This is a genomic window from Streptomyces sp. NPDC090083 (assembly GCF_044747445.1).
Lineage (GTDB): Bacteria > Actinomycetota > Actinomycetes > Streptomycetales > Streptomycetaceae > Streptomyces.
This window is the reverse complement of sequence record NZ_JBIVED010000007.1, coordinates 57,813-81,725: the sequence shown is the minus strand read 5'-3', so window position 1 is coordinate 81,725 and position 23,913 is coordinate 57,813. Positions and strand designations below refer to the sequence as shown.

General features: G+C 71.3%; 20 protein-coding genes. 4 read left to right on the top strand and 16 right to left on the bottom strand.

Annotated features, from left to right (window positions below):
- Positions 1-98 precede the first annotated feature (98 nt).
- The 13 genes from ACIPTO_RS24685 to rsmH form a co-directional block, all read right to left on the bottom strand.
- Positions 99-818, bottom strand: coding sequence for a YggS family pyridoxal phosphate-dependent enzyme (locus tag ACIPTO_RS24685; protein WP_401195624.1), 720 nt, complete (start codon positions 816-818; stop codon positions 99-101).
- A 6-nt stretch (positions 819-824) separates the two neighbouring features.
- A complete protein-coding gene (gene pgeF, locus ACIPTO_RS24680; protein WP_401195621.1) occupies positions 825-1,553 on the bottom strand; it encodes a peptidoglycan editing factor PgeF in 729 nt (242 codons plus the stop codon).
- On the bottom strand, positions 1,550-2,737 hold the full coding sequence (gene ftsZ, locus ACIPTO_RS24675) for a cell division protein FtsZ (RefSeq protein ID WP_366319847.1): 1,188 nt from the start codon (positions 2,735-2,737) through the stop codon (positions 1,550-1,552). The genes pgeF and ftsZ overlap by 4 nt, the downstream gene beginning before the upstream one ends.
- A gap of 277 nt (positions 2,738-3,014) precedes the next feature.
- Positions 3,015-3,809 (bottom strand): cell division protein FtsQ/DivIB, encoded by a 795-nt coding sequence (locus ACIPTO_RS24670; RefSeq protein ID WP_401195619.1) that lies wholly within the window; start codon positions 3,807-3,809, stop codon positions 3,015-3,017.
- Positions 3,810-3,834: 25 nt separating this feature from the next.
- Entirely contained in the window at positions 3,835-4,926 is a 1,092-nt protein-coding gene (gene murG, locus ACIPTO_RS24665) for an undecaprenyldiphospho-muramoylpentapeptide beta-N-acetylglucosaminyltransferase (RefSeq protein ID WP_366319851.1), read from the bottom strand.
- A gap of 6 nt (positions 4,927-4,932) precedes the next feature.
- Complete coding sequence (gene ftsW, locus ACIPTO_RS24660; RefSeq protein ID WP_366319853.1) at positions 4,933-6,300, bottom strand: putative lipid II flippase FtsW; 1,368 nt, start codon at positions 6,298-6,300, stop codon at positions 4,933-4,935.
- A gap of 21 nt (positions 6,301-6,321) precedes the next feature.
- The gene (gene murD, locus ACIPTO_RS24655) at positions 6,322-7,755 is read right to left on the bottom strand and encodes a UDP-N-acetylmuramoyl-L-alanine--D-glutamate ligase (RefSeq protein WP_401195615.1); all 1,434 of its coding nucleotides are present in this window, start codon (positions 7,753-7,755) and stop codon (positions 6,322-6,324) included.
- Entirely contained in the window at positions 7,737-8,807 is a 1,071-nt protein-coding gene (gene mraY / locus ACIPTO_RS24650) for a phospho-N-acetylmuramoyl-pentapeptide-transferase (protein WP_366319999.1), read from the bottom strand. The genes murD and mraY overlap by 19 nt, the downstream gene beginning before the upstream one ends.
- Positions 8,807-10,222: a UDP-N-acetylmuramoyl-tripeptide--D-alanyl-D-alanine ligase gene (gene murF / locus ACIPTO_RS24645; RefSeq protein WP_366319857.1), complete on the bottom strand. Its 1,416-nt coding sequence runs from the start codon at positions 10,220-10,222 to the stop codon at positions 8,807-8,809. The genes mraY and murF overlap by 1 nt, the downstream gene beginning before the upstream one ends.
- A 28-nt stretch (positions 10,223-10,250) precedes the next feature.
- Positions 10,251-11,771 (bottom strand): UDP-N-acetylmuramoyl-L-alanyl-D-glutamate--2,6-diaminopimelate ligase, encoded by a 1,521-nt coding sequence (locus tag ACIPTO_RS24640; RefSeq protein WP_401195612.1) that lies wholly within the window; start codon positions 11,769-11,771, stop codon positions 10,251-10,253.
- Between the two features lie 161 nt (positions 11,772-11,932).
- Positions 11,933-13,921 (bottom strand): penicillin-binding transpeptidase domain-containing protein, encoded by a 1,989-nt coding sequence (locus tag ACIPTO_RS24635; RefSeq protein ID WP_401195610.1) that lies wholly within the window; start codon positions 13,919-13,921, stop codon positions 11,933-11,935.
- 5 nt (positions 13,922-13,926) lie between these two features.
- Positions 13,927-14,502 carry a septum formation initiator family protein gene (locus tag ACIPTO_RS24630; protein ID WP_401195607.1) on the bottom strand — a complete coding sequence of 192 codons (576 nt, stop codon included), beginning with the start codon at positions 14,500-14,502 and terminating at the stop codon, positions 13,927-13,929.
- 78 nt (positions 14,503-14,580) lie between these two features.
- Positions 14,581-15,540: a 16S rRNA (cytosine(1402)-N(4))-methyltransferase RsmH gene (gene rsmH / locus ACIPTO_RS24625; protein WP_366319865.1), complete on the bottom strand. Its 960-nt coding sequence runs from the start codon at positions 15,538-15,540 to the stop codon at positions 14,581-14,583.
- A 415-nt stretch (positions 15,541-15,955) separates the two neighbouring features.
- Here rsmH and ACIPTO_RS24620 point away from each other — a divergent pair, with 415 nt between their 5' ends.
- From ACIPTO_RS24620 to ACIPTO_RS24605, 4 genes are all read left to right on the top strand, one after another.
- Complete coding sequence (locus ACIPTO_RS24620; RefSeq protein ID WP_366319867.1) at positions 15,956-16,504, top strand: carbonic anhydrase; 549 nt, start codon at positions 15,956-15,958, stop codon at positions 16,502-16,504.
- A 227-nt stretch (positions 16,505-16,731) separates the two neighbouring features.
- Positions 16,732-17,757 (top strand): MoxR family ATPase, encoded by a 1,026-nt coding sequence (locus ACIPTO_RS24615; RefSeq protein WP_366319869.1) that lies wholly within the window; start codon positions 16,732-16,734, stop codon positions 17,755-17,757.
- The gene (locus ACIPTO_RS24610; RefSeq protein WP_366319871.1) at positions 17,757-19,112 is read left to right on the top strand and encodes a DUF58 domain-containing protein; all 1,356 of its coding nucleotides are present in this window, start codon (positions 17,757-17,759) and stop codon (positions 19,110-19,112) included. The genes ACIPTO_RS24615 and ACIPTO_RS24610 overlap by 1 nt, the downstream gene beginning before the upstream one ends.
- Positions 19,109-21,490, top strand: a complete 2,382-nt coding sequence (locus ACIPTO_RS24605; protein WP_401195602.1) for a DUF3488 and DUF4129 domain-containing transglutaminase family protein — start codon at positions 19,109-19,111, stop codon at positions 21,488-21,490. Before ACIPTO_RS24610 ends, ACIPTO_RS24605 begins: the two co-directional genes overlap by 4 nt.
- 101 nt (positions 21,491-21,591) lie before the next feature.
- Here the strand turns inward: ACIPTO_RS24605 and ACIPTO_RS24600 are convergent, their stop codons facing one another.
- The 3 genes from ACIPTO_RS24600 to ACIPTO_RS24590 all read right to left on the bottom strand — a co-directional run bounded on the left by ACIPTO_RS24600 (position 21,592) and on the right by ACIPTO_RS24590 (position 23,738).
- Positions 21,592-21,990 carry a DUF3040 domain-containing protein gene (locus ACIPTO_RS24600; protein WP_366319875.1) on the bottom strand — a complete coding sequence of 133 codons (399 nt, stop codon included), beginning with the start codon at positions 21,988-21,990 and terminating at the stop codon, positions 21,592-21,594.
- Between the two features lie 276 nt (positions 21,991-22,266).
- A complete protein-coding gene (locus tag ACIPTO_RS24595; protein WP_366319877.1) occupies positions 22,267-23,037 on the bottom strand; it encodes a methyltransferase in 771 nt (256 codons plus the stop codon).
- A gap of 161 nt (positions 23,038-23,198) precedes the next feature.
- The gene (locus ACIPTO_RS24590) at positions 23,199-23,738 is read right to left on the bottom strand and encodes an SAV_6107 family HEPN domain-containing protein (protein ID WP_352183673.1); all 540 of its coding nucleotides are present in this window, start codon (positions 23,736-23,738) and stop codon (positions 23,199-23,201) included.
- Positions 23,739-23,913 lie beyond the last annotated feature (175 nt).

Here is a 23,913-nt window from a genome sequence, read left to right as displayed (position 1 = left end):
CTGACGACTGCCAAGTGCCCGCGATCCACGAGGTCGTTACGCCCGCCTTGCGGCGGCATTGACCATATTTTCTGCTGTGGTCCGACTTCCTGGCGACGTTACCCGAGCCTGGGGCGCACGCCGAGTACCGCAGTGCCGACGCGTACATGTGTCGCTCCGGCTGCCACGGCCTGTTCGAGGTCCGCACTCATCCCTGCGGACACCATGTTCGCAGCCGGATGGGCTCGGCGCAGGTCAGTCGACAAATCCATCAACCGCCCGAACGCCTCCTGTTGGCGTCCGGCGTACTCGCCGGTGAGCGGAGCGACGGTCATCAGCCCGTCGAGCCGCAGCCCCGGCGCCGCCGCGACGAGATCGGCCAACTCCCCGACACCGCCCGGCGCCACGCCGCCCCGCTCGCCCCGCCCGCTCACTCCCGCGTCGAGCGCGACCTGAAGGAGACAGCCCAGCCGGCGCCCCGTCCGCTCGGCCTCCTTCGACAGCGCGGTGACGAGCCGGGCCCGGTCGACCGACTGCACGACATCCGCGTAACCCGCCACCGATCGCACCTTGTTGGTCTGCAACTGACCGACGAAGTGCCAACTCAGCGCCAGATCAGCGCACTCGGCGGCCTTGGGCGCGGCGTCCTGGTCCCGGTTCTCGGCGACGTGACGCACCCCGAGTTCCGCCAGGATCCGCACATCGCTCGCCGGATAGGTCTTCGTGACCACGATCAGGGTCACTTCTTCCCGCTTGCGCCCGGCCGCCGCACAGGCGGCGGCGATGCGCTCCTCGACTTTCGCCAGATTTGCGGCGAGTTCGCCCCTACGGTCCGTCATGTCCCGTCAGTCCAGCCAGACATAGCTCGCCAGCCGCCCGGTGGTCCGGTCGCGGCGGTACGAGAAGTGATCGTCGGATTCACGGGTGCACACCGGCGACTGCGCCCGGTCGCGCACCCCGAGCCGGTCGAGCTGCGCGTGTGCGCCGGCGGTCACGTCGACCGCGGGAGTGCCCCAACTCGTCTCGGCGTGCGCCGCCGGTTCCACCGCGGCGACGTCGGCGCGCATGTCGGCGGGCACTTCGTAGCACCGGCCGCAGACGGCGGGTCCGGTGCGGGCGACGATCCGGGCGGGATCGGCACCGAGTTCGACCATGGCCCGTACGGCGGCGGGGACGACCCCGGCGACCATGCCCGGGCGTCCGGCGTGGGCCGCGCCCGCGATCCCGGCGACCGGGTCGGCGAGCAGGACCGGAGTGCAGTCGGCGGTCAGCACGGCGAGGGCGAGACCCCGCCGGGCGGTGACGAGCGCGTCGACGGAGGGGATGTCCGAGTCGCCCCAGGGCGCCTCGACGACCGCCACGTCGGCCCCGTGCACCTGGTTCATCCAGACCACCAGGCCGGGGTCAAGCCCCAGTGCCTTGGCGGCCAGTTCACGGTTGGTGCGGACGGCGTCGGGGTCGTCGCCGACCGCGCCGCCGAGGTTGAGCTCCTCGTACGGAGCGGCGCTCACCCCGCCCCACCTGTCGGTGAAGGCGAAGTGCGCGCCGCTCACGGTGTCGAGCTGTCCTATCACTTCAGGAAGTCCGGTACGTCCAGCTCCTCGGCGGCGCTGTCCGAGTAGGTCCGCGACGGCGGGACCGGCGGGGCGACCGGGAGGTCGGCGACCGGCTCCGGGGCCGGCTCCGGCTCCTCCTTGGGCTTCACGCTGCCGAGCGAGCCGAAGGACGGACGGTTCTCCTGCCGTACCGGGGTCGGCTCGTCGCGGCGGGCCGAGGACGAGCTGGTGCCCGTCTCGCGGCGGGTCGGCGGCTGGCCGCCGTCGAAGCCGGCCGCGATGACCGTGACCCGGACCTCGTCGCCGAGGGCGTCGTCGATGACGGCGCCGAAGATGATGTTGGCCTCGGGGTGGGCGGCCTCGCTGACCAGCTGGGCCGCTTCGTTGATCTCGAACAGGCCGAGGTCGGAGCCGCCGGAGATGGAGAGCAGGACGCCGCGGGCGCCGTCGATGGAGGCTTCGAGGAGCGGCGAGGAGATCGCCATCTCGGCCGCCGCCACCGCGCGGTCGTCGCCGCGGGCCGAGCCGATGCCCATGAGGGCCGAACCGGCCTCGGACATCACGGACTTGACGTCGGCGAAGTCGAGGTTGATCAGGCCGGGCGTGGTGATGAGATCGGTGATGCCCTGCACACCGGAGAGCAGGACCTGGTCCGCCGACTTGAAGGCGTCGAGGACCGAGACCTGGCGGTCCGAGATGGACAGCAGCCGGTCGTTCGGGATGACGATGAGGGTGTCGACCTCTTCGCGGAGTTCGGCGATGCCGTCCTCCGCCTGGTTCGCCCGGCGCCGTCCCTCGAAGGTGAACGGGCGGGTGACCACGCCGATCGTGAGGGCGCCCAGGGAGCGCGCGATGTTGGCCACGACGGGGGCGCCGCCGGTACCGGTGCCGCCACCCTCGCCGGCCGTCACGAAGACCATGTCGGCCCCCTTGAGGACCTCCTCGATCTCCTCGCGGTGATCCTCGGCGGCCTTGCGGCCGACGGCCGGGTTGGCGCCGGCGCCGAGTCCGCGGGTGAGTTCGCGGCCGACGTCGAGTTTGACGTCGGCGTCGCTCATCAACAGCGCCTGCGCGTCGGTGTTGATGGCGATGAACTCGACGCCCTTGAGACCGACCTCGATCATCCGGTTGATGGCATTGACACCACCGCCGCCGACACCGATGACTTTGATGACTGCGAGGTAGTTCTGCGGTGCTGCCACGTCGAAGGCCTCTCGCCTCGAGTTACGTGTCGTCGATCGCGGTGTTCCGCGACCCGACGACGGATGCCGAATGGGACGGTCCGTAGCGCCGACCCGAACCCTAACGTTGAAGTTTAGGGTTACCAGTGTGTCCGTTCCTTGAAGTCTTCTGAACAGGACACTAAGTCGACAAGCGGCGCACGTTCAACGAACACGCCGAACCTCCCGTTTTTCTTTTCACCCTATGTGATCAGCCGTAGCGCTGCCCAACCAGGGTGCTGGCCTGCGCGAATGTGCGTCAACTCCCGGCTGACGCAGGGGCGGTGGGAACGCTGACATCGAAGTGCCGGGCGCCGGAAGCTGCTTTCATGAGAGCGGTGAGCGTACGCGCCTTCGCGGCGCCCTTGTCGCCGCTTCCCCATGCCACGGTCCGGCCACCGGTCAGCTCCAGCGAGATGTCGTCGTAGGAACGGACCTTGACGACCTGTGTGGTGCGGGCGACCGCGGCCGGAATGTCACCTGCCACCCGTACCGCCTCGCGGACGAGTCGGGTCTCGCCGAAGCGGCGCAGGCCGGCCGCGGACGAACCCGACCGCGAGAGCGCCAGTTCGAGGGTGGGGACGGCCTTCGGCGGCGTAGGGACGGTGGCGAACCGCACGCCCTCGTCGTCCACTTCGACGTATTCCCCGCCCTTCTTCTCCACCAGGACCGGGATGCGTTCGGTCACTTTCAGCCCGATTCCATGTGGCCAGGAACGGACGACGTCCACCGCGTCGATGCGGGGCAGTTCGCGGCGGAGGCGGGCTTCGATGGCGTCGGTGTCGACGGAGACGAGCGGTCCGCCGACCGGAACTCCGGCGGCTTCACGCACCTGTTGGGGCGTGAGGACCTCGGTGCCGGAGACCGACACCTTCTCGACCCGCAGCCACTGGGAGCCGTAGAGCAGCCAGACCGTGACGGCGCCCAACACGACGACGGCGAGGGCGAGTACGACAATCAGACGAAGACGCCTTCGTCCCAGGCGCCGGACAAGGGGCGGGCCGGACGACTCCTGTTGGCGTTCACCGCGTTCGGCGGTGCTCGGTCCGGCCACGCTCCCCTGCCTCTCTCACATAGGACTAACGGTGCCGCGAGGCGATCGCCTCGTACACCATGCCGACGAGCAGGTCGTCGGCGTCGCGGCGGCCGAACTCGCTTGCCGCGCGCGACATCTCGTACAGCCGGTGCGGGTCGGCGAGCACGGGCAGGACGTTGCCCTGGACCCACTCGGGCGTCAGTTCCGCGTCGTCGACCAGGAGTCCGCCGCCGGCCTTGACCACCGGCTGGGCGTTCAGCCGCTGTTCGCCGTTGCCGATGGGCAGCGGGACGTAGGCGGCCGGGAGTCCGACGGCGGAGAGTTCGGCGACGGTCATCGCGCCCGCGCGGCAGAGCATCATGTCGGCCGCGGCGTACGCGAGGTCCATCCGGTCCACGTACGGTACCGGGATGTAGGGGGGCATCCCCGGCATCTGGTGCACCTGCGGCAGTTCGTTCTTCGGGCCGACCGCGTGCAGGATCTGGATTCCGGCCTGCTGGAGGTACGGCGCGACCCGCTCGACCACCTCGTTGAGGTGCCGGGCGCCCTGGGAGCCGCCGGAGACCAGCAGCGTCGGCAGGTTCGGGTCGAGGCCGAACGCGGCCCGGGCCTCGGGCCGTACGGCCGCGCGGTCCAGGGTGGCGATCGTGCGGCGCAGCGGGATGCCGATGTAGCGGGCGTCCCGCAGCTTGCTGTCCGGGGTCGAGACGGCGACCTTGGCCGCGTAGCGCGAGCCGATCTTGTTGGCCAACCCGGGCCTGGCGTTGGCCTCGTGGATCACGATCGGCACCCCGAGGCGCTTGGCCGCGAGATAGCCGGGCAGTGCCACATAGCCGCCGAAGCCCACGACGCAGTCCGCCTTGGTGCGCTCCAGGATCTGCTCGGCGGCCTTGATCGTGCCGCGCAGCCGGCCCGGCACGGTGATCAGTTCCGGGGTGGGCTTGCGCGGCAGCGGGACGGCGGGGATCAGCGCGAGTTCGTAGCCCCGCTCGGGTACGAGACGGGTCTCAAGTCCGCGCTCCGTGCCCAGGGCCGTGATCCCCACGGTGGGGTCCTGCCTGCGCAGGGCGTCCGCGAGGGCGAGCGCCGGCTCGATGTGGCCGGCGGTCCCCCCACCGGCGAGTACGACATGCACCGAAATTCACCGCTCTCCGGACGAACGCGCCGCCGAGGCACGCCGTCTCATCGTGTTCCATCTCCGGGGCCGTTGGCCGGAACCGGTACCCCCGCTCCCCCGCTTTCTACCAAAGCGGGGTTGCCGCATCGCAAGCGCCGCCCGCGCAGCGGGGTCGTCGCGCGCGAAGGCGATCAGCAACCCGATGGCGAACATGGTCGGCAGCAGGGCGGAACCCCCGTAGGAGAACAGCGGGAGCGGGACGCCGGCGATCGGCAGCAGGCCGAGCACCGCACCGATGTTGATCACCGCCTGAGCGGTGATCCAGGTGGTCACGCCTCCCGCGGCATACCTCACGAAGGGGTCCTCCGTGCGTCCGGCCACGCGGATACCCGCATAGCCTAGAGCCGCGAAGAGGGCGAGCACGGACAGTGTGCCCGCCAGACCCAGTTCCTCACCGGTGACGGCGAAGATGAAGTCGGTGTGGGCCTCGGGGAGTTGACCCCATTTCTCCACACTCGCCCCGAGCCCGGAGCCGAAGATCCCGCCGGACGCGAGCGCGTAGATCCCGTGCACGGCCTGCCAGCAGTCGGCGACCCCGGTCTTCGGCTCGGTGGCGCCGATGCAGGCGAGCCGGGCCATGCGGTTGGGGCTGGTCTTGATGAGGATCACACCGATCACGGCCGCGATCGACAGCACCCCGGCGAAGAGCCGGGTCGGCGCCCCGGCCAGCCAGAGCAGGCCGAACAGGATCGCGGTGAGGATGATCGCCGTGCCCATGTCGCCGCCGAGCATGATCAGCCCGAGCAGCATGAACGCGACCGGCACCAGCGGCACCAGCATGTGCTTCCACTGGGACAGCATCGCCTTGTCCTGCTTGCGGGCGAGCAGGTCGGCGCCCCACAGCACGAGGGCCAGCTTGCCGAACTCGCTGGGCTGGATCTGGAAGGAGCCGCCCAGCGAGATCCAGTTGCGGTTGCCGTTGACCGACATCCCTATCCCCGGCAGCTGCACCAGCGCCATCATGAAGACGGCGCCCGCGAGGATCGGATAGGCCAGCGCCCGGTGCAGCTTGACCGGCATCCGCGAGGCGGCCAGCGCCAAGACCCCGCCGATACAGGCCGCGAGGAACTGCTTGCGGAAGAAGTACGAGCCGGGCAGGGAGAGTTGGAGCGCCGTGATCTGGGAGGCCGAGTAGACCATCACCAGACCGAGCACGGTGATCAGCACGCTGCCGCCGGCGATCAGGTAGTAGGCGGTCAGCGGCCGGTCCCAGGCCCGGCGGGCGTTGGCGTAGAGCCGTCGTACGGGGTTGTCGCGTACGGTCCTGGCGGCTGCGGGACGTCTGGGGGGCCGCTGCTGCACGGGCGGCCGGCCGGTACGGCTACTGGGCATCAGCGCCTCCGCTTGCGTCGGTCAGGCGCCGAGTTCGCGAACCGCCTGGGCGAACGCGTCACCGCGCTTGGTGTAGTTGGCGAACATGTCCATGGAGGCGCAGGCCGGGGCCAGAAGCACCGTGTCGCCGGCGGCGGCGAGTCGCTGTGCCTCCTGGACAGCCGCGAGCATCGCCCCAGTGTCGGTCCGGTCGAGGTCGACGACGGGTACTTCCGGCGCGTGTCGCGCGAGGGCTTCACGGATCAGGGCGCGATCGGCGCCGATGAGCACCACGCCCCGGAGGCGCTTGGCCGACTTGGCGACGAGTTCGTCGAAGGTGGCGCCCTTGGCGAGTCCCCCGGCGATCCACACGATCGACTCGTAGGCCGCCAACGAGGCTTCCGCCGCGTGGGTGTTGGTGGCCTTGGAGTCGTCGATGTACGCGACGCCGTCCACGTCGGCCACGTGCGCGATCCGGTGCGCGTCGGGCGTGAAGGCCCGCAGTCCGTCCCGTACGGCCTTGGCGGGCACCCCGAAGGCGCGCGCGAGGGCTGCCGCGGCAAGGGCGTTGGCGATGTTGTGCGGGGCCGGCGGGTCGACGTCCGCGACCTCGGCGAGTTCCTGCGCGTTCTTCTGCCGGTCCTCGACGAAGGCACGGTCCACCAGGATGCCGTCCACGACGCCGAGTTGGGAGGGCGCGGGGCTTCCGAGGGTGAACCCGATCGCCCGGCAGCCCTCCTCGACGTCGGCCGCGCGGACGAGGTCCTCGGTGGCCCTGTCGGCGACGTTGTAGACGCAGGCGACCTGATTGCCTTCGTAGATACGGCCCTTGTCGGCGGCATACGCCTCCATAGAGCCGTGCCAGTCGAGGTGGTCGGGCGCCAGGTTCAGGACGGCGGCCGAGTGGGCGCGCAGCGAGGGCGCCCAGTGGAGCTGGTAGCTGGAGAGTTCGACGGCGAGGACGTCGTACTGCTCGTCTCCGAGGACGGCGTCCAGGACCGAGACGCCGATGTTGCCGACCGCCGCCGTGCGCAGGCCGCCCGCCTTCAGGATGGAGGCGAGCATCTGGACGGTGGTGGTCTTGCCGTTGGTGCCGGTGACGGCCAGCCAGGGGGCCGCCCCGGGGCCGCGCAGCCGCCAGGCCAGCTCCACGTCCCCCCAGACCGGAACGCCCGCCTCACGGGCCGCCGTGAACAGCGGCTTGCCGGGCTGCCAGCCGGGGGTGGTGACGATCAGTTCGGTGCCGTCGGGCAGGGACGATCCGTCGCCGAGCCGCACGGTGACGCCGAGCGCCTCCAGGTCGGCCGCCTGGGCCCGGGAGCGCTCGTCGTCGCCGTCGTTGACGACCGTGACGCGCGCGCCGAGTCCGTGCAGGACCTTGGCCGCCGGGATCCCGGAGACACCGAGTCCGGCGACGGTGACGTGCTTGCCCTCGAAGGAGAGCCCCTGCCCATCGGTCACTTTTCCGCTGCCCATCCCGCGTAGAAGAGGCCCAGGCCGACGATCACGCAGATGCCCTGGATGATCCAGAAACGGACCACCACGAGCACTTCGGACCAGCCCTTGAGTTCGAAGTGGTGCTGGAGCGGGGCCATGCGGAAGACCCGCTTGCCGGTGAGCTTGAACGAGCCGACCTGGATGACCACCGACATCGTGATGAGGACGAAGAGACCGCCCATGATGGCGACCAGCAGCTCGGTGCGGGAGAGGATCGCCAGACCGGTGAGGACACCGCCGAGGGCCAGCGAACCGGTGTCCCCCATGAAGATCTTGGCCGGCGAGGTGTTCCACCACAGGAAGCCCAGGCAGGCGCCCATCAGCGCGGAGGCGACGACCGCGAGGTCGAGCGGATCGCGCACCTCGTAGCAGGCGTTCGGGTTGGTCAGGGTCGTCGCGTTGGCGCAGGACTCCTGGAACTGCCAGACACCGATGAAGGTGTAGGCGCCGAAGACCAGCACGGAGGCGCCGGTGGCCAGGCCGTCCAGACCGTCCGTCAGGTTCACGCCGTTCGACATCGCGAGGATCATGAACAGCGCCCAGATCACGAACAGGATCGGGCCGATCTTCCAGCCGAAGTCCGTGATGAACGACAGCTTCGTGGAGGCCGGGGTGTTGCCGCGGGCGTCCGCGAACTGCAACGACAGCACCGCGAAGCTGATGCCCACGATGAGCTGGCCGGCCATCTTCGCCTTGGCCCGCAGGCCGAGCGAACGCCGCTTGACGATCTTGATGTAGTCGTCCAGGAAGCCGACCAGGCCCATGCCCACCATCAGACCGAGCACCAGCAGACCCGAGTAGGTCGGCGTGTAACCGGTGATGACCTTGGACAGGAAGTAGGCGGCGACCGTCGCGAAGATGAACGCGATACCGCCCATCGTCGGCGTACCGCGCTTGCTCGCGTGCTCGCGCGGGCCGTCGTCGCGGATGTACTGGCCGTAGCCCTTGCGGGCCAGCAGCTTGATCAGCAGCGGGGTGCCCACCAGGGTCAGGAACAGGCCGATGACTCCTGAGAACAGGATCTGCTTCATCATCGGGCGGCAACCTCACCCTCGGCACCGGTCTCGATGAGCGCCTGCGCCACGCTCTCGAGCCCGACCGACCGGGACGCCTTCACGAGAACGACGTCTCCCGGGCGCAACTCGCTGCGCAACAGGTCGACCGCCGCCTGTGCGTCGGACACGTGCACCGACTCCTCACCCCACGAACCCTCGTTATATGCGCCCAGTTGCAGCCAGGACGCTTCCCTGCCCCCGACCGCGACGAGCTTGCCGACATTGAGCCGGACGGCCAGCCGTCCGACCGCGTCGTGCTCGGCGAGCGCCTCGTCCCCGAGCTCGGCCATCTTGCCGAGCACCGCCCACGTCCTGCGTCCCTTGCCCATGGCCGCGAGCGCGCGCAAGGCGGCTCGCATGGACTCGGGGTTCGCGTTGTAGGCGTCGTTGACGATGGTCACGCCGTCCGAACGCTCGGTGACCTCCATCCGCCAGCGGGAGAGGGAGCCCGCCTCGGAGAGCGCGGTGGCGATCTCGTCTGCGGACATGCCCAGCTCATGGGCGACGGCGGCCGCGGCGAGCGCGTTCGACACGTGGTGCTCACCGTACAGGCGCATGGTCACTTCGCTGCACCCGGAGGGTGTGTGAAGGCTGAAGGCGGGCTGTCCGCTGTCCGTGAGTCTCACGTTCTCGGCCCGAACGTCCGCTTCGCCGGACTCTCCGAAAAGGATCACCTTCGCCTTCGTACGGGACGCCATGGCCCGTACGAGCGGATCGTCCGCGTTGAGGATCGCGGCGCCGCCGTCCTCGGCCGGAGGGAGGGCTTCCACGAGTTCGCCCTTTGCCTGCGCGATCTGCTCCCGGCCGCCGAACTCGCCGATGTGGGCGGTGCCGACGTTGAGGACGAGGCCGATCCGCGGGGGCGTCAGATCCGTGAGATAGCGGATGTGACCGATTCCGCGGGCGCCCATCTCCAGGACGAGGAACCTCGTCTCGGCGGTGGCGCTCAGCGCGGTCAGCGGCAGCCCGATCTCGTTGTTGAACGATCCCGGCGTGAACACCGTGGGCGCCTTGCGCGAGAGGACCTGCGCGATGAGGTCCTTGGTGCTGGTCTTGCCCGCCGAGCCGGTCAGGGCCACGAGCGTCGTGCCGAGGCGCCGTACGACATGGCGGGCGAGGGCGCCCAGGGCGCTCTGGACGTCGTCCACGACGATCGCGGGGACGCCGACCGGGCGGGACGCCAGCAGGGCCACCGCGCCCGCCTCGACGACCGCTTCCGCGAAGTCGTGGCCGTCGACGCGTTCGCCGACGAAGGCGACGAAGAGGGTGCCTGGTTCCACTTCCCGGGAGTCGCGGACCACCGGGCCGGTGACCTGGACGGACGGATCCGGTATGTCGTGCGTCTGCCCGCCGACGACTTCTGCGATCTCGGCGAGGGAGAGGGCGATCACAAGTTCATCCCCTGGGTCTTCAGGATTTTCATCCCTGGGTGTTCTGGATGGCTTCGCGAAGCACCTGGCGGTCGTCGAAGGGACGGACCACTCCGGCGATGTCCTGGCCCTGCTCGTGGCCCTTGCCCGCGACCAGCACGGTGTCGCCCGGCTGTGCGCGGGCGACGGCGGCGGCGATGGCGGCGGCCCGGTCTTCGAAGACCTGGACCTCGCCGCGCTCGTGCGCGGGCACGGAGGCCGCGCCCTGGAGCATGGTGGCGAGGATCGCGAGGGGGTCCTCGGAGCGGGGGTTGTCGGAGGTCAGTACGGCGGTGTCGGCGAGCCGGGCCACCGCGGCGCCCATCGGCTCCCGCTTGGTGGTGTCCCGGTCCCCGCCGCAGCCGAGCACGACGTGCACCTTGCCCTCGGTGACCTTGCGCAGCGCGCGGAGAACCGATTCGACGGCGTCCGTCTTGTGGGCGTAGTCGACGACCGCGAGATACGGCTGCCCGGCGTCCACGCGCTCCAGCCGGCCCGGCACGCCCGGTACCGCGGCGATGCCGTCGGCGGCGAGCTGCGGGTCGAGGCCCGCGGTGGCCAGGGCGGCGATCGCGGCGAGGGTGTTGGCCACGTTGAAGGAGCCGGCCAGCGGCGAACGGGCCGTGATCAGCTCGCCCTTGGGGCCGACCGCGGTGAACGTGGAGTCCATCGGGCCGACTTCGACGTCCTCGGCGCGCCAGTCGGCGTCCGGGTGGCCCTCGGCGGAGTAGGTCGTCACGGGAACCGTGGCCTCGGCGACGAGCCTGCGGCCGTACTCGTCGTCGAGGTTGACCACGCCCTGCCGGCTGCGCAGCGGGGTGAACAGCTGCGCCTTGGCCTGGAAGTAGTCCTCCATGCCCGAGTGGAACTCCATGTGTTCCGGGCTGAGGTTGGTGAAGACGGCGATGTCGAAGACGCAGGCGTCGACCCGGCCGAGGACCAGCGCGTGGCTGGAGACCTCCATGGCGACCGCGTCGACCCCGCGCTCCAGCATGACCGCGAACAGGGCCTGGAGGTCGGTGGCTTCGGGGGTGGTGCGCTCCGACTTGATGCGCTCGTCGCCGATGCGCGTCTCGACCGTGCCGATCAGACCGGTGGACCGGACGGTTTTCAGGCCGCCCTCCACGAGGTAGGCGGTGGTGGTCTTGCCGGAGGTGCCGGTGATCCCGATCTGGAGCAGATCGCGGCCGGGGTGGCCGTAGATCGTGGCCGCCAGCTCGCCCATCCGCCCGCGCGGATCCTCCACGACCAGGACGGGCAGGCCCGTCGCGGCGGCGCGGTCGGCGCCGGCCGGGTCCGTCAGGACGGCGACGGCGCCGAGGCCGGCCGCCTGGGTGACGAAGTCGGCGCCGTGCAGGCGGGCGCCGGGCAGGGCGGCGTACAGGTCGCCGGGGCGGACGGCGCGCGAGTCATGGGTGATGCCCGTGACCTCGGCGCTCGTCGTCGGCGCGGCGGTGCCCAGTTGGGCGGCGAGGTCCGCGAGGGATGTGGCGGAGAGCTGCGCCGGCCTGGGCGGCCCCGGGTATGTCACGGATACGCCCTTCTGGGGGGTTTGGGACTGATCGGCGGTTGGCACGGCGGTGAGCGTACCGGGCGCACCGGCCCCCGAGCGAAGTGAGGGGCGGGGCTCGCCCTGGTTCCCGGACTGGGAGGTGATCATGGTCACGGATCGGTTCCTGGCTGTTGCGCTGATCAGGGCGTGAAGGTCACGGGCAGATTCGCGGCCTTGGCCCCGGTGGGCGGGACCTGGAGGGTCTTGAGGGCGAACTCCATCACCTGCTTGTAGATCGGTCCGCAGATCTGACCGCCGAAGTAGCTTCCGCTGGTGGCGTTCTGGATCGCGCAGTAGACGGTGATGCGGGGGTTGTCGGCGGGCGCGAACCCGGCGAACGACGAGGTGTATCCCTTGTACTTGCCGGTGGCCGGATCCACGCGGTTGGCGGTGCCGGTCTTGCCTGCCACCCGGTACCCCGGAATGGCGGCCTTACCGCCCGTGCCCTGTTCGTCGTCCACCACGGACTCCAGCATCTGGGCGAGGGTCTTCGCCGTCTTCGCGCTGATGACCCGGGTCTTCTTGGGCGTCGCCGCGGGGGTGAAGCGGCCGTCGGGCCCCTTCGTGCCGCGCACCAGCGTGGGCTCGATCCGGACACCGCCGTTGGCGACCGTCGAGTACACGGAGGCCGCCTGGAGGGCGTTGAGGGACATGCCCTGGCCGAAAGGAATCGTGTACTGCTGCGAGGTCGACCACTTGGAGGCGGGCGCGAGGATGCCCCGGGTCTCGCCGGGGAAGTTCAGCCCGCTGTAGCTGCCGATGCCGAACTTGCGCAGATACGAGTACAGGACCTCGTTGGCCTGGCCCTGGGTCTTGCCGAGCTGGCCGGCCGCCTCGATGGTGCCGATGTTGCTGGACTTCGCGAGCACGCCGTTGAGGGTCAGGTTCCAGGTCGCGTGGTCCACGTCGTCCTGGAAGAGCCGGTCGCCCCTGTGCAGCCGGTTCGGCACGACGACATGCGTCAGCGGGGTCGCCGCGTTCTCCTGGAGCACGGCGGCCATCGTCATGACCTTGGCGGTGGAGCCGGGCTCGTAGGCGTCCTGGAGGGCCGCGTTGCCCAGGGAGGCCGCGTTGGCCTGCGCGAGGTCGTTCGGGTCGAAGCCGGGCGCGTTGGCCATGGCCAGGATCTCGCCGGTGCGGGTGTCCTGCACTATCACGTACCCGCGGTCCGCCTTGGACTTCTTCACCTGCTCGGTGATGGCGTTCTGCGCGGCCCACTGGATGTCCCGGTCGATCGTCAGCTCGACGTCGGAACCCGGCACCGCCGGAGTCTCCGTGGAGCCCGCGGTCGGCACCTGGACACCGCCGGACTGGGCGTAGCGGACCTTGCCGTCCTTGCCCGTGAGGTCCTTGTTCAGCTGCTGCTCGACCCCGCCGCCGCCCTTGCCGTCGGCGTTGACCCAGCCCAGTATCCCGGCGGCGAGATCGCCGTTCGGGTACACGCGCTTGGTGGTGGGGACGGCGAGGACACCGGCCAGGACGTTGACCGTGGTGGGGTCGGTCGAGGACTTGGTGGTGAGCGCGCTCTTCAGGTCCTTGATCTGCTTCCAGACCTGCGGGGTCTGCCGGTTGGCGAGCACCACATAGCGCAGGTTCTTGTTCGCGGGCCTGAGCTTCTTGACGACGGAGGCCTGGTCCACGCCGAGGATCGGGGCGAGGAGTGCGGCGGCCTGCTCGGGCCCGTCGTCGACCTTCAGCTGCTTGCGGGTGAACAGCGTCGGGTCGGCGGTGATCGTGTACGCGTCGACGCTGGTCGCCAGCGCGACCCCGGAGCGGTCGGTGATCTCGCCGCGCTCGGCGGCCAGGACGTAGTCGACGTACCGGTTCTGCGCGGCCTTGGCGGCGTACGCGCTCGCGTCGACCGCCTGCACCTGCAGCAGCCGTACGACGAAGGCGATCAGGACGAGGGTCAGCGCCAGGCTGATCATGCGCAGCCGGGGGCGGGGGCTGCCGAGCCGGAGGGAGCGCGGGCCCGCGGGGCGGCCGGAGGAGTACGCCGGGGGCGAGGCCGGCCGGCGGGCGGGGCGGGCGCCGGAGGCCGGGCGGCGCCGGGGGGTGCCGCCCCCTTCCGGCCGTTCGGGCCTGGCCGGTCCTGGTACGCGGCGGCGCGGCGGTTCCCTGTCGGACACTTCCGTCACCTGCCGGGAGTCGTGGTCGGAGTCGGGGAGGGCGGTACTGCGGTGGGGGTCGCCGGCACGGCCGGGACCGGGGTCCGGGCCGGACCCGCGGCCGGGGTCGAGGCCGGCGCCTGCGGACTGCTCGGGCTCGGGCTCGGGCTGCCGACCAGGGCCTCGGGGGCGAGGACCGCCGGTGTGGTCGCCGCGGTCCGCGCGGCGGCCTGCTCGGGGACACCCTTCACGGTGCCGTTCGGGTCGAGGAAGGCGGGGTCCCCGCCGGGCACCATGCCGAGTTCGTGGGCGCGGCGCTGGAGGGCGTCGGGGGCGGAGTAGGCGTCGACGTCCCGCTGGAGGGCCTGTTCCTCGTCGGTGAGGCTCTTCGTCTGCTTCTGGAGGTCGTCCAGCTTGAACTGTCCTTCGCTGAGCGCGGAGTTCAGCACGAGCAGTCCGATCAGGCCGCCGCCGAGAAGGAGCACGACAAGGAGGACGAACGGGGTCCTGGCCGCCTGGGCCCCGCCGGTCTGCGCGGGGCCGGTCGGGAAGAGCCGCGCCAGCCGGGCGGCCCTGCCCCTCAGTTCAGGTTTCCTGCTCACCCACGCCCCCGAGTTGGTTTTCCGAACCCACCCACACGCGCGGGCCATGCGCTCACGCGCCGCGCCCTCACCCCGTACTCAGTCAACGACGTCCTCCCTGATGCGCTGAGCCCCCCGCAGCCGCGCGGGTGCCGCCCGCCGGTTCTCGGCGACCTCTTCCTCGGTGGGAAGTTCGGCACCGCGCGTCAGGAGCTTGAGCCGGGGCTGGTACTGCTCGGGCACGACGGGCAGCCCAGGAGGCGCGGTGTTGGCGGCTCCGGCCGCGAACACCTGCTTGACCAGGCGGTCCTCCAGCGAGTGGTACGACAGGACGGCGATCCGGCCGCCCACCGCAAGGGACTTCACCGCGGCGGGGATCGCGCTCTCCAGGACGGACAGTTCGCCGTTGACCTCGATGCGCAGTGCCTGGAAGGTGCGCTTGGCCGGGTTGCCGCCGGTGCGCTTGGCGGCCTGCGGCAGCGAGTCGCGGATCAGCTCGACGAGCCGCGCGCTGTTGCCGAACGGCTCCTTGTCGCGCTCACGGACGACCGCGGACACGATCCGCTTGGCCTGCTTCTCCTCGCCGTACGCCCGCAGGATGCGGACGAGTTCGCCGGGCGCGTACGTGTTGAGGACCTCGGCGGCGCTGATGCCGGTCGTCTGGTCCATGCGCATGTCGAGCGGGGCGTCCTGGGCGTAGGCGAAGCCGCGGTCGGCCTCGTCGAGCTGCATGGAGGAGACGCCGAGGTCGAACAGGACGCCCTCCACGCGCGGGACGCCCAGGCGCTCCAGCACGTCGGGCAGCTCGTCGTAGACGGCGTGCACGAGGGTGGCGCGGTCGCCGAAGGGGGCGAGGCGCTCCCCGGAGAGGCGCAGCGCCTCCTTGTCGCGGTCGAGGGCCACGAGCCGCGCCTCGGGGAACCGGGTCAGCAGGGCCTCGCTGTGCCCGCCGAGGCCGAGGGTGCAGTCGACGACCACCGCGCCCGGCCGCTCCAGCGCGGGGGCCAACATGTCCAGGCACCGCTGGAGCATCACCGGGACGTGTCGACTGTTGCTCAAGGGGCCCTCTCAGGTCCGGCGGGCCGTACGCACCGCCGGGTCCCCACCCGCTGACGAAAGGGAAGCCTGCCGGCGCCGAAAGCGTCAGCCGACCGGGAGCGGGAGGAGGCCGAGCCGTACGTACGCGCCGCGCACGTGGGGAGAATCCGGAAAATCGCCGGGGTCTCCGGGAAAAGTCCAGCAGGGAGAGCCTCGTCTCCCGCTCCGCGCAACTTTAGTCCACGCCGTCCCGCGGTCAATCAACCGGCCTGCGCGTCGCGGACCGGGGTGCGTGCGATGCGCCAAAACGGGAAGAATCACCCACGCGGGTGCACCCCCGCCACCCGTGTGGGTTACCTCACAAGAGGACGCAATGACGCTCTTTTTCCCGTCCCGCACCGCGACCGATGCGCCGTTGACCAGTACCGTCATAGGTATGACGACCTCCGCATCCGTACCCACAGAGTCCGAAGGCGCCATAGCTCGCGGCGACACCGTGACGGACCGCCTCGTCGAGGCGAACGGCCAGTACGCCGCCGCGTTCACCGACCCCGGGATGGACGCCCGCCCCGTCCTCCGGGTGGCGGTGGTGGCCTGCATGGACGCCCGTCTCGACCTGCACAAGGCGCTCGGCCTCCAGCTCGGCGACTGCCACACGATCCGCAACGCGGGCGGAGTCGTCACCGACGACGTCATCCGCTCCCTCACCATCAGCCAGCGGGCACTCGGCACCCGCAGCGTGGCCCTCATCCACCACACCGGCTGCGGCCTGGAGTCCCTCACCGAGGAGTTCCGGCACGACCTGGAGATGGAGGTCGGCCAGCGCCCCGCCTGGGCTGTGGAGGCCTTCCGGGACGTCGACCAGGACGTACGGCAGTCCATGCAGCGTGTGCGGACCTCGCCGTTCCTGCTGCACACTGATGATGTGCGCGGCTTCGTCTTCGACGTGAAGTCGGGCCTGCTGCGCGAGATCGACCCCGCCTGACGCACCCGCCCGCCCCGAAACCGCACGCCTCGGACCGCCCAGAAGGTCATAAGACCCGACAAAGCGAAGGCAGTTGTCCACAGGCGAGTGACACGAACCGGTAACGGCAACAAGAATGCGGGTGTGGCGTCGCGCGGAACTTTTCCCGCGCGGTGTCCGTGTTTCGGGGTGGGCCGGTCCGCATCACAGGCGTCGGCCCATGGAAAGAACGGGCCGAGGAGGGCCGGGTGACGACCTATGACGATCGAGCGAGCCTTACAGATCTGACCGCCACTGTGGAGCGAGTCCGCAGTTCGGTGGAAGGAGTGATCGAGGGCAAGCCCGAGGTCGTACGGCTTTCGCTGACCGTGCTGCTCGCCGAGGGACATCTTCTGATCGAGGACGTTCCCGGCGTGGGCAAGACAATGCTGGCCAAGGCGCTGGCCCGGTCGATCGACTGCTCGGTGCGGCGAATCCAGTTCACGCCCGACCTGCTGCCCTCGGACATCACCGGTGTGTCCATCTGGGACCAGCAGCAGCGGGACTTCGAGTTCAAACCGGGCGCCATCTTCGCCCAGATCGTGATCGGCGACGAGATCAACCGCGCCTCGCCGAAGACCCAGTCCGCACTCCTGGAGTCCATGGAGGAGCGCCAGGTCACCATCGACGGCCAGACCTACGAACTGCCCAGCCCCTTCATGGTGGTCGCCACGCAGAACCCGGTCGAGATGGAGGGCACCTACCCGCTGCCCGAGGCCCAGCGCGACCGCTTCATGGCGCGGGTCTCCATCGGCTATCCCAGCGCCGACGCCGAGCTGCAGATGCTGGACGTCCACGGCGGGGTGAACCCGCTGGACGACCTTCAGCCCGTGGCCCACGCGCACGACATCGTCAAGCTGGTCGAGGCGGTCCGCGGCGTCCACGTCGCCGACCCGGTCCGCAGGTACGCGGTGGAGCTGGTCGGCGCCACCCGCAGCCACCCGGACCTCAGACTCGGCGCCTCCCCGCGCGCGACCCTGCACCTGCTGCGCGCGGCGAAGGCCTCCGCCGCCCTGAGCGGCCGTGAGTACGCGCTGCCGGACGACATCCAGGCCCTCGCGGTCGCGGTCCTGGCCCACCGCCTGCTGCCCACCGCCCAGGCCCAGCTGAACCGCCGTACGGCGGAGCAGGTCGTCCAGGAGATCCTCCAGCGCACCCCCGTGCCCGCGGCACCGGCCCCGCAGAGCGGCCTGGGCCTCGGAGGGTACGGCCAGCAGCCGCCCCGGAGGCTGTGATGACCACCGGGGAGGCGGAGACCGACCGGGACGAGAAGGGCGGTGTCCGTACGGCCCTGGCCGGGCTGACCACCCGCGGCCGCTCGTTCCTGGCCGCCGGGATCGCCGCCGCGGTCTGCGCGTACGTCCTGGGGCAGAGCGATCTGCTGCGGGTCGGGATGCTGCTCGCGGTGCTGCCGCTGGTCTGCGCGACGGTGCTGTACCGCACCCGCTACCGGGTGGCCGGCAGCCGCCGGCTCTCCCCCGGGCGCGTGCCCGCCGGCTCCGAGGCCCGCGTCCACCTGCGGATGGACAACGTCTCGCGGCTGCCCACGGGCCTGCTGATGCTCCAGGACCGGGTGCCGTACGTGCTCGGTCCGCGCCCCCGTTTCGTCCTGGACCGGGTCGAGGCGGGCGGCCGGCGCGAGGTGTCCTACCGGGTCCGCTCCGACCTGCGCGGGCGCTACCCCCTGGGCCCGCTCCAGCTCCGCCTGACGGACCCCTTCGGGATGTGCGAACTGACCCGCTCCTTCTCGACCTTCGACACCCTGACGGTCATCCCGCGCGTGGAGGCCCTCCCCCCGGTCCGCCTCAGCGGCGAGGCCAAGGGCTACGGCGACGGCCGCAACCGCTCTCTGGCCCTGGCGGGCGAGGACGACGTGATCCCGCGCGGGTACCGCTACGGCGACGACCTGCGCCGCGTCCACTGGCGCTCCACCGCCCGCTACGGCGAGCTGATGGTGCGCCGCGAGGAGCAGCCCCAGCGCGCCCGCTGCACGGTCCTGCTGGACACCCGGGGCATCGCCTACGCGGGCCAGGGCCCGGACTCGGCCTTCGAGTGGGCCGTGTCCGGCGCCGCCTCCGTCCTGGTGCACATGCTGGAACGGGGCTTCTCCGTAAGACTGTTGAGCGACACGGGTACTTCGGTGCCCGGCCAGGACGCGGACGGGTTCGCGGGCGCGAGCCAGGAGTCGGCGGACGCGGCCGGACTGATGATGGACACCCTCGCGGTGATCGACCACTCGGACGGCTCGGGCCTGTCCCGGGCCTACGACGTCCTGCGCGGCGGGAACGAAGGACTGCTGGTGGCCTTCTTCGGCGACCTCGACGAGGAACAGGCGGCCGTGGTCGCCCGGATGCGCCAGCGCAGCGGAGGCGCCCTCGCCTTCGTGCTGGACAACGAAGGCTGGGTGCGCGAGTCGACCGACGTGCCCGGTCCCGGTGACGGTCCCGAGGAGCGGCTGCGGATGCTGCGCGACGCGGGCTGGACCGCCGTGGCCGTACCGCGCGGCGCGTCCCTGACGGAGCTGTGGCAACTGGCGGACCGGGAGCGGAACGGCATCACCGCCGCCGGCCTCGGGGAGGGATGGGCATGAGCGGGCGGGCACGACTGGCCGTCTGCGCCTGGGTGGCCACGCTGATGGCCTCCTGCGCGATGCTGCCCCTGGTCTCCCCGGCGACCTGGATCATCCAGGCCGCCTTCATGCTGGCGGTCCAGACAGGCGTGGGCGCGGCGACCCGGCGGGTCCCGCTGGCCCGGCCGCTGACCGTCGCGGCCCAGGCCCTGGTCACCCTGCTGATGCTGACCCTGGTCTTCGCGCACGCGCAGGCGCTCGCCGGGTTCGTCCCGGGCCCCGAGGCCTTCCAGCACTTCGCGGACCTGCTGCGGGAGGGCTCCGACGACGTCTCGCGGTACGCGATCCCGGCACCGCTGCACGACGGCATCCGGCTGATGCTCATCGGCGGTGTCCTGGTGATCGGCCTCGCGGTGGACACGCTCGCGGTCACCTTCCGCAGCGCGGCCCCGGCCGGACTGCCGCTGCTCGCGCTGTACTCGGTCGCCGCCGGACTGTCCGAGAGCGGTGTCAGCTGGCTGTGGTTCCTGCTCGCAGCCGCCGGCTATCTGATGCTGCTGCTGGCGGAGGGCCGGGACCGGCTCGCCCAGTGGGGCCGGGTCTTCGGCGGGGCACCGCGCACCACCCCGGGCTCGGAGTCCTCGGGTCCGCTCGCCCCGGTCCGCACCGGGCGGCGGATCGGCGCGGTCGCCGTGGCCATCGCCCTGCTGCCGCTGCCGACCATCTCGGGCGGCCTGCTGGACGCGACCGGGACGGGTGTGGGCGCGGGCGGCGGAGGCGGCGGCACGATCTCCGCGGTCAACCCGCTGGTCTCGCTGCGCGACAGCCTGAACGTGGACGAGAACCGCCAGGTCCTGTCCATGAGCACGAACACGAACGACGTCTCGGGCATGTATCTGCGGATCGTGTCCCTGGACGACTTCGACGGCACCACCTGGAAGCCGTCCCAGCGGCACATCGAGAGCGTGCCGAACACGTTCCCCACCCCGACGGGCCTCGGCGCCGACATCGAGCGCACGGAGATCAGGACCCGCATCTCGGCCGCCGACTGGTACGCCCAGGACTGGCTGCCGATGCCGTACCCGCCCAGCGGTGTGCGGATCAACGGCAGTTGGCGGTACGAGCCCGTGGGCATGACGGTCGTGGGCGACCACGGGCAGAACACCCGGGGGGTGTCCTACGAGGTCACCAGCCTGGACGTGCAGCCGACCGCGGACCAGCTGGCCGAGGCGCCCGAGCCGTCGACGGCCCTGCGCAACCAGTACACCAAGGTGCCGAAGTCGCTGCCCGCGGTGGTGGCCGAGACCGCCCGCAAGGTCACCGCGGGCTCGACCAGCCACTACGAGCAGGCGGTCAAGCTCCAGGACTACTTCGCGGTGACCGGCGGCTTCCAGTACGACACCCAGGTGGACGTCGGCACCGGCCGGGACGCGATCGCCAAGTTCCTGAAGGACAAGCAGGGTTTCTGCGTCCACTTCTCCTTCGCGATGGCGGCGATGGCCCGCACGCTGGGCATCCCGGCCCGGGTCGCCGTGGGCTTCGCGCCGGGCACCCCGGAGGCGGACGGCACGGTGTCGGTGGGTCTGAAGGACGCGCACGCCTGGCCCGAGCTGTACTTCGAGGGCGTGGGCTGGACCCGCTTCGAGCCGACCCCGAACCGCGGCTCGGTTCCCGCGTACACGCAGTCGACGACACCCGGCAGTGACGTCCCGGACCCGGCCAGGCCCTCGGCCTCGACGAGCACGGCGCCCTCCGCGGCCCCCTCGGCGAGCGAGAGCTGCACGGCCCAGCTGCGGAGGCTGGACGGCTGCACCAGCCAGGCCCCGGCACTCGCGACGGGCGGTGACCCGCGGGGTCCCTGGTGGTACGTGCAGATGGTGGCCCTCGGCCTGGGCGCGCTGCTGCTGCTGACGATCCCGCTCTCGCCGATGCTGTGGCGGACCAGGACGCGGTCGGTACGGCTGGGCGCTCATGGCCGTACGGAGTCCGGCGCGGCGGTCCACACGCTGGCAGTGTGGGAGGAACTGACCGATACGGCCTGGGACTTCGGGATTCCGCCCGACGACTCGCTGACCCCGCGCAAGGCGGCGGCCAGGATCGTGCGGCTCGGGGAGCTCGACCCGGTGTCCGCCGCGTCGGTCCACCGGGTGGCGGACGCCGTGGAGCAGGTCCTCTACGCGCCCCGGCCGCAGCCGGCCTCCGGGCTGGCGCAGGACGTACGGCGGGTGGCCGTCGCCTTCCGGGACACGTCCGGCCGCTCCGCGCGGCTGCGCGCACTGGTCGCCCCGCGCTCGACCGTCCGGGTGGTGTGGGCGCTGTCGGCCTGGCGGACCTCGGTGACGAAGCGGGCGGCGGCGCTCCGGCCGACGCTGCGCAAGCCGTCCGGGCAGCAGGGCTAGGAAGCGCGGCAGGGCATACGTGAGGGGGTGACCACCGGTTCGGTGGTCACCCCCTCACTCGTCTTCGAGGAGCCGCGGTACCGCTGCGGGGCCCGGTGCTGCTACTGGCCGCCCTGCTGTTCGTCCCGGCGGCGCTGCCAGCGCTGCTCGATCCGATCCATCACGGAGCGCCGCTGCCGTCCCTGGCGGCGGGCGTGCGGGGCGCCTGCGGCGGGCTGTTCGCCAGGCTTGGGGGCCTTGCGCCAGCCGGTCACGGCGAGTACCGCACAGCCCAGCATGACGAGGAATCCCACCACGCTGACCCAAATCTGCTTCGCGACCATTCCTGCCATGAGGAGCGCAATACCTACGAGGAAGCCGGCCACCGCCTGGTAGACCCGTCGCCGGGTGTACGTGCGCAGCCCGCTTCCCTCAAGCGCTGTCGCGAACTTGGGATCTTCGGCGTACAGCGCTCGCTCCATCTGCTCGAGCATTCGCTGCTCGTGCTCCGAGAGCGGCACGGAGTCCTCCTCATCGTGCAGTCGCCGGGGCGACCCGGGGGGTCCCTTCAGGATAGGCAGGGAATCGCCCCCGTGAAACCCGCCCCTCTACGCCAATTGACCAACCGGAATCCGCCATGGCCGTCCGGCTCGCTGAAGCTTCCATTCCCCAGCGGCCGTCCTGTCATGCCGGGCGGTCTCCCTCGATCATACGGCGCCGAGCCCCCGATCGGGGGGCCTGTGGCGTACTCCATGTGCTGTCGCGCCCCTGATCAGGGCTACGGCACAGGAGGAGGCTCACGCCTCTGCGGCACCCCGTGCCTCACCGAGCACATGAAGCTGCGTGGCCACGGAGTGGAACGCCGACAGCTCGGCCGCCGCGGCCTCCAGCTTCAGCAGCGCCTCCAGGGCGCCGGGCTCGGTGTCCACCAGCACTCCGGGCACGAGGTCGGCGAAGACCCGCACCCCGTGCACGGCGCCGACGGCGAGGCCGGCGCCCTCGACGAACCCGGCGAGCTGTTCGGCGGTGAAGCGGTGCGGGACGGGATCGGCCTCGCCCCAGCGGCCGTTCGGGTCGTCCAGGGCCTGCCGGGCCTCCGTGAAGTGGCCGGCGAGGGCGCGCGCGAGCACGGCGCCGCCGAGACCGGCGGCGAGGAGGCTGAGGACGCCCTCGGGGCGCAGCGCGGCCACCACCGTGCGGACGCCCTCGGCGGGGTCGTCCACGTACTCCAGGACGCCGTGGCACAGCACCGCGTCGTAGCCGCCGCGCTCGACCACGTCGAAGAGGCCGTGGGCGTCGCCCTGGACGCCCTGGACGCGGTCGGCGACCCCGGCCTCGGCGGCGCGGCGTTCCAGCGCGAACAGCGCGTTCGGGCTGGGGTCGACGACGGTGACGCGGTGCCCGAGGCGGGCGACGGGCACCGCGAAGTTGCCGCTGCCGCCTCCGGTGTCGAGGACGTCCAGCGCGTCCCGACCCGTGGCCTTGACCCGGCGGTCGAGGGCGTCCTGGAGGACGTCCCAGACCACGGCGGTACGGAGGGAGGCGCGGGGGCGGCTCGGGTCCGACACGGCAGTTGACTCCTCGGCGCGGCACCGCCTGCGGACGGCGGAGCGAACGGGCTGCCTCCCCGGCCCCGGTGGCTGGCGGAGGGAGGGCTTCAGGCGTCTTCCACCCTATTGCCTCCGGTGCCGTACCTGGTCATGTGTCTCGCGCGGCGAACGCCGCGTGCTCAGCCGGCGCGGTCTCCGGGCCGCTCCGGGTCCTGGCGCGGCTGGGGCAGGACCGGCTGGAGGACGAGCATGCGCTCGACCAGGCGCAGGAACATCGCCACGTCGCGGATGAGGTCGTCGGCGTCCCGGCGGGTCGCCGCGCCCTGGATGCCCGCCTCGGCCCGCGCGCGGCGCCGGGCGCCGGAAGCGAACAGGGCACTCCACTCGGTCAGTTCGGGGGCTATCTCGGGGAGGACTTCCCAGGCGCTGCGGATGCGGGCCCGGCGCCGGGCGGTGGGCTCCGGCTGGGCGCGCGCGGCGAGGACCGCGGCGGCGGTGCGCAGGGCGGCCAGGTGGGCCGTCGCGTACCGCTCGTTCGACGTTTCGAGGACGGCTGCCTCGTCCAGTCCGGCGCGGGCCTGGGCGAGGAGGTCGAGGGCGGCTGGTGGGGCCGTGGCCCGGCGGAGCACGGGGTGCACGTCGCTCGCCGGGCCGGTCAGTGAGGGGGCAGGGCCGGAGGCGCGGCGCCGGCGGGCGGCGGCTGCGGACGAGTTGGCCATGACGAACCTCCTGTCGTCGTGTGACGGCACGCCCAGTCAGGTAGTGCCGTATGTGACCCATCGTGGGGTATGGCACTGACAATCCGTTCTGACCTGCGCTTTTGCTTCGATCGAAGGTTCGGGTTACTTTTTGCACTGACCAGTCAGTTCAAAATGTTCGACGCACAGGGGCAGG